A 10245-nucleotide genomic window follows, 5' to 3' on the forward strand; every position below is an offset into this window, starting at 1 on the left:
TGACTCTACTTGCGCCGCCAGGTTGTCCACCGGGTCGCGGTGAAGGAATCGGTGATGAATCCGAGAAATGCCTCGTTACGGCGCGGCGGCTCGGCCGTCGTGCCGGGCAGTTCGGCCAGCGGGATCCGGGTCAGGCTGTCGTGCAGGCTGCGCGGCACGGCCACCTCGGCGGCCCGGCGCAGCGCGATCCGCGCCTGCTGCTGGGCATCGACCTCGGCCGCGCATTCCGGGCACACCGAAAGATGCTGGGCGGCGCGCAAATACGCGTTCATACGCAGCTCGCCGTCGACATAGGCCGCGATCGCCTCGCTGGCCAGATGCTCGGTGGGCTGAAAGCGCGGGGTACGACCTGAGGCACTGGGGTCCACGCTCATACGGAGTTCTTCCTTCCGACCGACATCAACCGAGAGCCTCGGTGACGCCGACAACTGCGTCACCCTGCGTAGGCGTCAGCGGAGTACCGCTGCTCAGTTCCATTATGCGCAAGGTATTCGCGCAGTGCCTGCCGCCCGCGATGGATCCGGCTGCGCACGGTGCCCAGCTTCACGCCGAGCGTCGCGCCGATCTCCTCGTAGGACAGGCCCTCGATGTCACACAGGACCACGGCGGCGCGGAACTCCGGCGCCAGCGAATCCAGTGCTTTCTGCAGGTCGGGATCCAGCCGGGCGTCGTGGTAGGACTCCTCCGGCGTCGGGCCCTCGGCGGGCACCCGGTCGTAGTCCTCGGGCAGCGCCTCCATGCGGATGCGGTTGCGGCGGCGGACCATGTCCAGGAACAGGTTGGTGGTGATGCGGTGCAGCCAGCCCTCGAAGGTGCCCGGCTGGTAGTTCTGCAGGGATCGGAACACCCGGATGAAGGTCTCCTGGGTGAGGTCCTCGGCGTCCTGCGCGTCGCCGGAGAGGCGATAGGCCAGGCGGTACACCCGGTCGGCGTGTTCGCGGACGAGTTCGTCCCAGGAGGGCATGACCGTGCGATCACCAGTCGCGTCGAAGGCGGCGGTGCCGGTGAGTTCGGCATCGAGCTGCTCGCCCTCGGCGGCGAAGAGATCGGCGGGGAGAGTCTGATCGGTCGGTGTGGCGTGACGCGCCGTGTCTACCATCGGGATGGGACACCTCCTACTCGGGACCGCTGGCACGAAACCACGCCGGTCCGGGTCAGCGAACCTTGCTATCGGAATCAACCAGCAACTGTGTGAGGTTGTTCCCGCGTCTCGTACCCGCCGCGATCGGCTGGCCTTGCGTAGGGCAACTATTTCCTGCCCCGATATGGGTCAGATGTGGAGATCCTGAGCGTGACCTGAGAATCCTTACCGATACCGACCCTAGTCCCCCGGAGAAGGGAAAAGCAGCAGTTCCAGCCCCTTCGTGACGTTTCCGCAAACTCGCGGCAATTGTTCGATCGGTGCGCGACACTCACCGGGATCGGCGCATTCGCTGAATACACAGAGCCGTTCGGTGCCCTAGCCTCATAGCTGTGGCATCGAACGTGGAGCGGAACCTGGCCTATGTGGAGGAGTCCGTCGTCGAGGACGAGGTCCTCCTCGACGCGCGCGAGCGGGCCACCGAGCTGGGCGCCGTGCCCGTGCCCGCCTCCGTCGGCGCCCTGCTGAGCATGTACGCCCAGATGCTGGGCGCCCGCGCGGTCGTCGAGGTGGGCACCGGCGCCGGGATCAGCGGATTGTGGCTGCTCGACGGCATGCGCGAGGACGGCACGCTCACCACGATCGACTCCGAGCCCGAGCATCAGCGCGCGGCCAAGGAGGCCTTCCGCACCGCGGAGATCCCGCCCGCGCGCACCCGGCTGATCAACGGCCGCGCCCTCGACGTCCTACCCCGGCTCGCCGACGGCGCCTACGACCTCGTCTTCGTCGACGCGGCGCCCATGGAGCACCCGCACTACGTCGAGCAGGGCGTCCGGCTGCTCCGGGAGGGCGGCGCGTTCATCCTGCACAACGCGTTGCTCGGCGGTCGCGTGCCCGACCAGTCTCAGCGCGATCCGGCCACCCAGGCGGTGCGCGCGGCGACCAGGGCGATCGCGGAGAACCCCGAACTCACCAGCGTGCTGATCCCGATCGGGGACGGGCTGCTCTGCGCCTCGCGCTGCTAACCGACCCAGATGCCCTTGCCGACGGTGACCACCCCGCCGTTGCTGACCGCGAACCGTTCCCGGTCGCGATCCAGGTCGACCCCGATGATCTCGCCCTCGCCGACCACCACGTTCTTGTCCAGGATCGCGTGCCGCACGACCGCGCCCTTCCCGATCCGGACCCCCGGCATCAGCACACTGCCCTCGACGGTGGCGCCGTCGTCGATCATCACATTGGAACTGAGCACCGAATTGCGGACGGTGGCCGCCGACAGGATCGAGCCGGCACCCACGATCGACTCCTGCGCCAGCCCGCCCCTGGCGAACTTGGCGGGCGGCAGGTTCTCGGCGGCGCCGCGGATCGGCCAGTGCTTGTTGTAGAGGTTGAACACCGGGTGCACCGAGACCAGGTCCATGTGCGCGTCGTAGAAGGCGTCGATGGTGCCGACGTCACGCCAGTAGCCGCGATCGCGCTCGGTGGCGCCGGGCACCTCGTTGTCGGCGAAGTCGTAGACGGCGGCCTTGCCCGCGGCGACCAGCGCCGGGATGATGTCGCCGCCCATGTCGTGGTCGGAGTCGGAGTTCTCGGCGTCGGCGCGGATCGCGTCGACCAGCACCCGGGTGGTGAACACGTAGTTGCCCATCGACGCGAACGTCATGTTCGGGTCGTCGGGGGTGCCGGGCGGGTGCGCCGGCTTCTCCAGGAACTGGGTGATCCGGCCGGACTCGTCGGAGTCGATGCAGCCGAACGCGCTCGCCTCGCTGCGCGGCACCCGGATGCCCGCGACGGTGACGCCCGCGCCGGAGGCGATGTGGCTGGCCACCATCTGTTCCGGGTCCATCCGGTACACGTGGTCGGCGCCGAAGACCACGATGTAGTCGGGGTCCTCGTCGTAGATCAGGTTGAGCGACTGCATGATCGCGTCGGCGCTGCCGGTGTACCAGCGCGGTCCCAGCCGCTGCTGCGCCGGCACCGGGGTGATGTACTCGCCGGTGAAGCCGGACAGCCGCCAGGTCTGCGAGATATGCCGGTCCAGCGAGTGCGACTTGTACTGGGTGAGCACGCACAGACGCAGGTAGCCCGCGTTCACGAGGTTGCTCAGGACGAAATCGATCAGCCGGTACGCGCCGCCGAACGGAACCGCGGGCTTGGCCCTGTCTGCGGTGAGCGGAAACAGTCGTTTGCCCTCGCCACCGGCGAGCACGATCCCGAGTACGTGCGGCTGGCTCCTCACCCTGCTCAAAGTACAGGCTGGGCGGCGCAACGGTGGCTCATGTCGACCCGAGGGTCTAATTTGGACCAGTGAGTTATGGCACCGACAGCGACCTGGCGCCGGCGGAACAGCTGCGGGTCGCCATGCTGACCCGGGAATACCCGCCCGAGGTGTACGGCGGTGCGGGAGTTCACGTCACCGAACTCACCGCCCGGCTACGCGCGCTGGCGGAAGTGACGGTGCACTGCATGGGCGCGCCCCGCAGCGGTGCCGTCGTGCACCGGCCCGACCCCGAGCTCTACGCCGCCAACGCCGCGCTGCAGATGATGTCGGCGCAGCTGCGGATGGCCGACGCGGTCGGCGCCGTCGACGTGGTCCACTCGCACACCTGGTACGCCGGGCTGGCCGGGCATCTCGCCGGCGCGCTCTACGGCATCCCACACATCCTCACCGCGCATTCGCTGGAGCCGCGCAGGCCGTGGAAGGCCGAGCAACTCGGCGGCGGGTACCGGCTCTCGTCGTGGTCGGAGCGCAATGCGATGGAGTACGCCGACGCCGTGATCGCGGTGAGCGAGGGCATGCGCCACGACGTGCTCGACGCCTACCCGGCCATCGACCCGACCCGGGTCCACGTGGTGCACAACGGCATCGACGCGACGGTCTGGCATCCCGGTCCGCCCACCGGGGACGAGACGCCGGTGCTGGCACGGCTCGGCGTGCGCGCCGATCGGCCGATCGTGTCCTTCGTCGGGCGGATCACCCGGCAGAAGGGCGTCGGCCACCTGCTCGCCGCCGCCGCGCACTTCGATCCCGACATCCAGCTGGTGCTGTGCGCCGGCGCGGCCGACACCAGGGAACTCGAACTCGAGATCGCCGCCGCCGTCGACGGATTGCAGCGCGAGCGCGGGAATGTGTTCTGGGTCAAGGAGATGCTGCCGACCGAGCAGGTCCGCCAGATCCTGACCGCCTCCGCGGTGTTCGTCTGTCCCTCGGTCTACGAGCCGCTCGGCATCGTCAACCTGGAGGCCATGGCCTGCGCCACCGCGGTCGTCGCCTCCGATGTGGGCGGCATCCCGGAGGTCGTCGACGACGGGGTCACCGGTCGGCTGGTGCACTACGACGCGGGCACGACGACCGACTACGAACAGGGCCTCGCCGCCGCCGTCAACGCCGTGGCGGGGGATCCGGCGCTGGCGCGCCGCTACGGCGACGCCGGGCGTGCGCGGGCCATCGCGCGGTTCGACTGGGCGCGGATCGCCGAACAGACCGTCGAGGTGTACCGGAGCGTGCTGAAGTAGCGGTAGCCCGTCGGAGCGGCGCGCGCCGGGCCGGTGGTGGAACCGGCTCCGGCCGTCAGCCGGCCCGGAGATAGGTCGACACCGTGACCGAGGCGGTGACCTCGGTGGTGTCCGGCAATGCCGCGATGCGCGGGTCGTCGGCGGGGGTGCCGTGGAAGGCCGAGGGGCCCATCGCGATGACGTCGGTGACGTCGCGACGGGTCAGCTTCATCGGGAACTCGACGCGGGTGTGCGCGATGCGATCGAACAGCCCGGAGAGTGATTCGGCGAGCCGTCGCTCCTTGTCGGGATCGACGCGAACCATGTCGAGCGGGCCGACGAGTTCGTTCAGGTGGTCGGCGGTGGGGGTGACGACCACGAAGCGCCCGCCGGGTGCGAGGACCCGGGCGACCTCGGTGGGATTGCGTGGCGCGAACACCGACAGCACGCCGGTGAGGGAGTGGTCGCGGATCGGGAGGCCGCGCCAGGCGTCGGCCAGTACCGAGGCCATGCGCGGGTGCGCGCGGGCCGCCCGCCGTGCGGCGGGCTTGGCGACATCGAGCGCGATGCCGAAGAACGTGGGCTCGGCGGCCAGCGCGGCGGCGAGGTAATAGCCGGTGCCCGCGCCCACCTCGAGGATCACTGCCGCCTCGGGCGCCCGGTCGATTCCCGCTGTGCAAGCGTGGGCCGCGGCCGCGGCGATGGGCGCGAAATGCCCGGCGCCCTGGAACGCGGCGCGGGCGTCGAGCATGTCGGCGGTATCGCCGGTCATCTTCGTCGAGGCGCCGGTCAACAGCCCGACATAGCCCTGGCGGGCGATGTCGAAGCTGTGTCCGGTACCGCAGCGCAGCGCGCGATCGCGCGGTCGCAGTTGGTCACCGCACTCCGGGCAGGCCAGGAGCGCGGCGACCTCGGTGAGTGCCGTCAGCTGGTGACGCTCTTCAGTTCGTCACCGAGCGCCGCAGCCTCGTCCGGTGTGAGTTCGACGACCAGACGCCCGCCACCCTCGAGTGGAACCCGCATGACGATTCCACGACCTTCCTTGGTTGCCTCGAGGGGACCGTCCCCGGTACGGGGCTTCATGGCCGCCATCCTCTGCTCCCTCCAGATCTGCGCGGTCTGTCTGCGCACTGATTCTCGTCTGCTGGTTGTCGCCAACCAGCGGGCTCGCCGGGTGTTCGGCGGGCCACACCGGTCCTATTCTTCCCTATTGCCGTCTCGGGCGGACACCTGAGTACGAAATGTGACTCGCGAGTCGGTTCCGTTCGCGGGCGGGCGCACCCAGCAAACCTCCAGGTGATCGTCGACCATCCCGGTCGCCTGCATGAGCGCGTACGCCGTCGTCGGGCCGACGAAAGCGAAGCCGCGGCGCTTCAATTCCTTTGCCAGAGCAATGGATTCGGGTGTGGTGGCGGGCACATCCGCGATCGTCGCCGGGCGCGGGCGTGGCGCCGGCGCGAAGGACCACAGCAGCTCGTCCAGACTCACCGGCAGGTCCCGAGCAACCCGGGCGTTGGCGATCACCGCGTCGATCTTGGCGCGGTTGCGGACGATGCCGGCGTCGGCCAGCAGCCGCTCGCGGTCCGCGGCGCCGAACTCGGCGACCTTCGCGATCTCGAACCCGGCGAACGCGGCCCGGAACGCCGGCCGCTTGCGCAGGACGGTGATCCAGGCCAGGCCGGACTGGAAGGCCTCCAGGCACAGCCGTTCGAACAGGGCGTCGTCACCGTGCAGGGGCGTGCCCCACTCGGTGTCGTGGTAGTCGCGATACAGCGCGGAGCCGGTCGACCAGGGGCAGCGTTCGCGCCCGTCGTCGGCGAGCTCGGTCACGAGCGATCCTGCCCCGCCGACACCTGCGCCTGCCATTGGCGCAGCTGCGTCACCTCGAGTTCGAGCTCGTCGATCCGCTCGGCCAGCCTGCCCAGCGCCCAGTCGACCTCACCGGCCTTGTAGCCGCGCACCACCTGCTGGAACCGCAACGCGCGCACGTCGGCACCCGTCACCCCGTGCGCGGGCAGCACCGTGGCGGTCGTGCCCTCGGGCAGCGGCCCAAGTTCCTCGGATCGCCCGAACACCGCGCTCGCCACGAGGAACAACATGGCCGCGACCAATCCGACGATCAGCACGTACAGCAGCAGCGTCATTTCCGCCTCCCCGCGAATTCTTGGCCAGACTTGTGTGCGTGGGCGCGTCGTACCGGCGGCCGCCGGAGCGCCGATTGGTGCCGTGTGCTCGTGCCCGACGAGTTACCCATGTTCTACAGGTGGCGTGTCGTATCGATGCCGAGGGACATGCCCGCCAGGCCGCGCTTGCGGACGGCCAGCTTGTCGGCGACCTCGCGCAGGGCCTTGGCGGCCGGGTTGTCCGGGTCGCCGAGGACGATCGGGGTGCCCGCGTCGCCGCCCTCGCGCAGGGCCTGCTCGATCGGGATCTGGCCGAGCAGCGGCACCGTCGAGCCGACCGCGCGGGTCAGCCGATCCGCCACGACCTGGCCACCGCCGGAGCCGTAGAGCTCCATCCGGGAACCGTCGGGCAGGTCCAGCCAGGACATGTTCTCCACCACGCCGGCGATCCGCTGACGGGTCTGCAGGGCGATCGCGCCCGCGCGCTCGGCCACCTCGGCGGCGGCGATCTGCGGGGTGGTGACGACCAGGATCTCGGCGCTCGGGATGAGCTGGGCGATGGAGATCGCGACGTCGCCGGTGCCGGGCGGCAGGTCGAGCAGCAGCACGTCCAGGTCGCCCCAGAACACGTCGGCGAGGAACTGCTGCAGCGCGCGGTGCAGCATCGGACCGCGCCACACCACGGGCGTGTTGCCCTGGGTGAACTGCGCGATCGAGATCATCTTCACGTCGTACGCCATCGGCGGCATGATCATCCGCTCGACCTGGGTCGGGCGGGCGTCGGTGCCGAGCATGCGCGGGATCGAGTGGCCGTAGATGTCGGCGTCGAGCACGCCGACCGACAGGCCGCGCTGGGCCAGCGCGACGGCCAGGTTGGCGGTGACGCTGGACTTGCCGACGCCGCCCTTCCCGGAGGCGACGGCGTAGACGCGGGTCAGCGAGCCGGGCTGGGCGAACGGGATCACCGGCTCGGCCGAGTCGCCGCGCAGCGACTTGCGCAGCTCGGTGCGCTGCTCGTCGCTCATCACGTCGAGATCCACGGTCACCGCACCGGCGCCGGGCACGTCGGCGACGGCCTTGGTCACCCGCTGGACGATCTCGGTCCGCAGCGGGCAGCCCGACGTCGTCAGGTACACCTCGACGTGCACGTCACCGCTCTCGGCGATGGCGATGCTCTTGACCATGCCCAACTCGGTGATCGGCTTGCGGATCTCCGGGTCGTCGACCTTCGCGAGCGCGGCCCGCACATCCGCTTCCGTAATCACTGGCATATGCCCGATTTTATGCTGCGCGGATTTCGGCAACAGCCCTGGGGCCGATCCGGACCACCCGGTGGACACCGGATCACCGAACCCGCCACCCGACCCGGGGACCGTGCCCGTGGAACAACGCCCTGGGCTGCTCCGACAGCGCGATCAGCGCCGCTCGGCCCGGCATTGCGCCACCGCGGCGACGAAATCCGGATGCGCGGAAACGATCAATTCGTCCGCGTCCTGATTCATCCACACATCCGCGAAGAATCCCGATCGACTCCACGCCAGCACGGCCACCAGCAACGCGATCGGCATACACCCGGGCAGGAAGGCCAGAGCCAACGGCACATAGAGCTGCTGCAGCTCCAGGGACACCGCCGTGAAGATTCCGGCGATGGTCAGCAAGACCGCCAGCAGCGCCAGCACCGCGATCCATCGCGACCGCCTGATACCGGCCAGACAGAATTCACAGGCCGGGCAGTCGAACCTGACCCTCGCGGCGACCGGAAGCCGCGGCCGAAACGGCGCCACCGACATCAGCATGCCTCGCAACGTCGGCCACTCCGAGTGCGGCCCGTGCGAATTCACGAAGACCGACCGGCGCTCGACCGCAGCCAACCCGTGCTCACTACACACCTCGGGCATCGCCTCCGCCAACACCAGCTCCATCGGCCCCGGCGTAGTGAACACCGGCACCCAATCCGGTTCGACCTCCGTCCCGAACACCACCTGCTCTCGCGAGGTCACGCCAGCCACCCGCGTTGGTTTCGCTCGCGGAAGTACTGGTCGTCGTCGTCCTCGTCATCCGGCGTGACAATGCGCTCGCGATTGGGTCTGCGGGTGCCGGGGACCACGGTGTTCGCCGCGGGTGTCGGCGGCGGGGCCGTGATCGGTTGCGACCGTGGCTCCTCCGTGGTCGGCTGCGATCGGAGCCGCTGCAGGTCCGCCTCGCCCTGGTCGGCCAGTCGCTGCCGCTCGTCGTCCGTCATCGCGGCGAACTGGGCCATGGCGGCGGGCATCGTCCGATCGAGAACCCGATTGAAGGCCTCGCTGTGCATCAGATCTCGGGCGCTGCCCTTGCCCTCCAGGATTCCGCGAAGCTGATTCTTCAACTGGGGTTCCGTCGCGGTGTCCATCAGCACCCGAAGGGCTCTGGACAATTGCCGGGAGACCCCGACGTCGCCGCGGGCGAGATCGTGTATCGGTTCGGGCGCGTTCACTCAGGCTCCCGGATGGTCGTAGTTGGCGGTGGGCAGGACCGGCATCTCCGCCGACTCGACCACTGCGGCCACACCGAAACCCACGCCGGCGATCGCCTCGAGGGCGACATAGCCGGCGTTGAAGGTTTCGACCAGCCTGCCCCACTCCGCGACGACCTTGAGCGTGGTGGTGGTGGCGGCCGCGACAAGAGCCGCGGTAGCGACGATTCCGACGCCGGTGAGCGCGGCGGCCTGGGCGGCGGCCCACTCGATCACCGCGATCGCGCCCCAGTCCAGCACGGTCTGCAACGCGTTGCTCATCGACGTCGACAGGTGGTAGGCGGTCGAGGCGAAGTTGTTGATCTCGGTGGCCATCGCCTTCAAGGGCTCGACCTGCGCGGAGATAGCCGTCGTGAGCTTGGTGAAGTACGCCTGAGCGCTCGTCGCCGCGTTCCCGTCCCAGGTCGCGTCCACCGTTTTCGCCGCGGATTCGACCGAGGAGGCGAAGGCCGAGTTGTAGGCCGCGAGATTCTCCACGGCCTTGCCCGCCTTCTGCAGGGCTTCCCAATCGCCGGAGATCTTGGTGGTCACCCACTTGAGCGGGTCTGTTCCGAGGACGTTCTCGCACCACTTGCACGCCCAGTAGGTCGGCGAGATGGCATTGGAGGTGATCAGGAACTCGAACTGGTCGTTGAGCGGATCCGCGAGCGCGGGCTCGACCAGGAGCTCGGCAGGGGTGGTCGTCACGGCTGACCACCCGCCGGGTAGGTCCGGTCCAGCTCGTCGGCCAGTGCTTTGTCGGTGGTGCGATACACCTGCGCCACCTTGGTCAGTTCGGTCGCCGCGGCCTCGGCGAGGCTGCCCAGCGTGGCGTAGTTCGGCGTGAGTTTGCCGTGCGCCTCGGCGACGGCACTGAGTCCCGTGCGGATCAGCCCGCCGTCGCCCCACACGGTGTTGTCCAGTACCAGCCACTTCTCCAGGTACGTGGCGACGTTCGCGTTGGCGTCGGCGAGCGCCTTCAAACTCGCGGCGAAGGTGTCCACCGCGTCCGGTTCGACCTTGAAAACCTCGGACATCACCAGCCCCCTTCCGGC

Annotated in this window: 14 protein-coding genes; 2 read left to right on the forward strand and 12 right to left on the reverse strand. The window is 69.3% G+C overall.

What is annotated here, in order from left to right:
* Window positions 1-5 precede the first annotated feature (5 nt).
* Together ACFVW6_RS06045 and sigE are read right to left on the reverse strand one after the other, a co-directional pair.
* The gene (locus ACFVW6_RS06045) at window positions 6-374 is read right to left on the reverse strand and encodes a zf-HC2 domain-containing protein (RefSeq protein WP_218719897.1); all 369 of its coding nucleotides are present in this window, start codon (window positions 372-374) and stop codon (window positions 6-8) included.
* A 59-nt stretch (window positions 375-433) separates the two neighbouring features.
* Window positions 434-1099: an RNA polymerase sigma factor SigE gene (sigE, locus tag ACFVW6_RS06050; protein WP_378823281.1), complete on the reverse strand. Its 666-nt coding sequence runs from the start codon at window positions 1097-1099 to the stop codon at window positions 434-436.
* A gap of 374 nt (window positions 1100-1473) precedes the next feature.
* Between sigE and ACFVW6_RS06055 the strand changes: the two genes are divergently transcribed.
* Window positions 1474-2106: an O-methyltransferase gene (locus ACFVW6_RS06055; RefSeq protein ID WP_378823279.1), complete on the forward strand. Its 633-nt coding sequence runs from the start codon at window positions 1474-1476 to the stop codon at window positions 2104-2106.
* On the opposite strand, the gene glgC is transcribed toward ACFVW6_RS06055, so the two are convergent.
* Complete coding sequence (gene glgC, locus ACFVW6_RS06060) at window positions 2103-3320, reverse strand: glucose-1-phosphate adenylyltransferase (RefSeq protein ID WP_357343197.1); 1218 nt, start codon at window positions 3318-3320, stop codon at window positions 2103-2105. The genes ACFVW6_RS06055 and glgC overlap by 4 nt on opposite strands.
* A 110-nt stretch (window positions 3321-3430) precedes the next feature.
* On the opposite strand from glgC, the gene glgA reads away from it, so the two are divergent.
* Entirely contained in the window at window positions 3431-4597 is a 1167-nt protein-coding gene (glgA, locus tag ACFVW6_RS06065) for a glycogen synthase (RefSeq protein ID WP_355276568.1), read from the forward strand.
* 55 nt (window positions 4598-4652) lie between these two features.
* Here the strand turns inward: glgA and ACFVW6_RS06070 are convergent, their stop codons facing one another.
* The 9 genes from ACFVW6_RS06070 to ACFVW6_RS06110 all read right to left on the reverse strand — a co-directional run.
* A complete protein-coding gene (locus tag ACFVW6_RS06070) occupies window positions 4653-5504 on the reverse strand; it encodes a putative RNA methyltransferase (RefSeq protein ID WP_378825551.1) in 852 nt (283 codons plus the stop codon).
* Complete coding sequence (locus tag ACFVW6_RS06075; RefSeq protein ID WP_011211259.1) at window positions 5501-5668, reverse strand: DUF3117 domain-containing protein; 168 nt, start codon at window positions 5666-5668, stop codon at window positions 5501-5503. The genes ACFVW6_RS06070 and ACFVW6_RS06075 overlap by 4 nt, the downstream gene beginning before the upstream one ends.
* 105 nt (window positions 5669-5773) lie before the next feature.
* The gene (locus ACFVW6_RS06080; RefSeq protein WP_378823278.1) at window positions 5774-6442 is read right to left on the reverse strand and encodes a DNA-3-methyladenine glycosylase I; all 669 of its coding nucleotides are present in this window, start codon (window positions 6440-6442) and stop codon (window positions 5774-5776) included.
* A complete protein-coding gene (locus ACFVW6_RS06085) occupies window positions 6403-6720 on the reverse strand; it encodes a DivIVA domain-containing protein (RefSeq protein WP_378823276.1) in 318 nt (105 codons plus the stop codon). Before ACFVW6_RS06085 ends, ACFVW6_RS06080 begins: the two co-directional genes overlap by 40 nt.
* Window positions 6721-6833: 113 nt before the next feature.
* On the reverse strand, window positions 6834-7970 hold the full coding sequence (locus ACFVW6_RS06090; protein ID WP_357343201.1) for an Mrp/NBP35 family ATP-binding protein: 1137 nt from the start codon (window positions 7968-7970) through the stop codon (window positions 6834-6836).
* A 144-nt stretch (window positions 7971-8114) separates the two neighbouring features.
* Window positions 8115-8699: a hypothetical protein gene (locus tag ACFVW6_RS06095; RefSeq protein ID WP_378823274.1), complete on the reverse strand. Its 585-nt coding sequence runs from the start codon at window positions 8697-8699 to the stop codon at window positions 8115-8117.
* Entirely contained in the window at window positions 8696-9094 is a 399-nt protein-coding gene (locus ACFVW6_RS06100; protein ID WP_378823272.1) for a hypothetical protein, read from the reverse strand. The genes ACFVW6_RS06095 and ACFVW6_RS06100 overlap by 4 nt, the downstream gene beginning before the upstream one ends.
* A 78-nt stretch (window positions 9095-9172) precedes the next feature.
* Window positions 9173-9898 carry a WXG100 family type VII secretion target gene (locus ACFVW6_RS06105; RefSeq protein WP_378823271.1) on the reverse strand — a complete coding sequence of 242 codons (726 nt, stop codon included), beginning with the start codon at window positions 9896-9898 and terminating at the stop codon, window positions 9173-9175.
* Window positions 9895-10245, reverse strand: a 351-nt coding sequence (locus ACFVW6_RS06110; protein ID WP_387790888.1) for a hypothetical protein, incomplete at its 5' end; no start/stop codon positions are given. The genes ACFVW6_RS06110 and ACFVW6_RS06105, both read right to left, overlap by 4 nt.

The organism is Nocardia sp. NPDC058244, assembly GCF_042882065.1.
Classification (GTDB): Bacteria; Actinomycetota; Actinomycetes; order Mycobacteriales; family Mycobacteriaceae; genus Nocardia.

What these genes read in the sequence shown, in the direction of transcription:
- ACFVW6_RS06045 (WP_218719897.1), bottom strand. Translation starts at nt 374, where the DNA reads ATGAGCGTGGACCCCAGTGCCTCAGGTCGTACCCCGCGCTTTCAGCCC.
- ACFVW6_RS06090 (WP_357343201.1), bottom strand. Translation starts at nt 7,970, where the DNA reads ATGCCAGTGATTACGGAAGCGGATGTGCGGGCCGCGCTCGCGAAGGTC.
- ACFVW6_RS06085 (WP_378823276.1), bottom strand. Translation starts at nt 6,720, where the DNA reads ATGACGCTGCTGCTGTACGTGCTGATCGTCGGATTGGTCGCGGCCATG.
- ACFVW6_RS06080 (WP_378823278.1), bottom strand. Translation starts at nt 6,442, where the DNA reads ATGGCAGGCGCAGGTGTCGGCGGGGCAGGATCGCTCGTGACCGAGCTC.
- ACFVW6_RS06075 (WP_011211259.1), bottom strand. Translation starts at nt 5,668, where the DNA reads ATGGCGGCCATGAAGCCCCGTACCGGGGACGGTCCCCTCGAGGCAACC.
- sigE (WP_378823281.1), bottom strand. Translation starts at nt 1,099, where the DNA reads ATGGTAGACACGGCGCGTCACGCCACACCGACCGATCAGACTCTCCCC.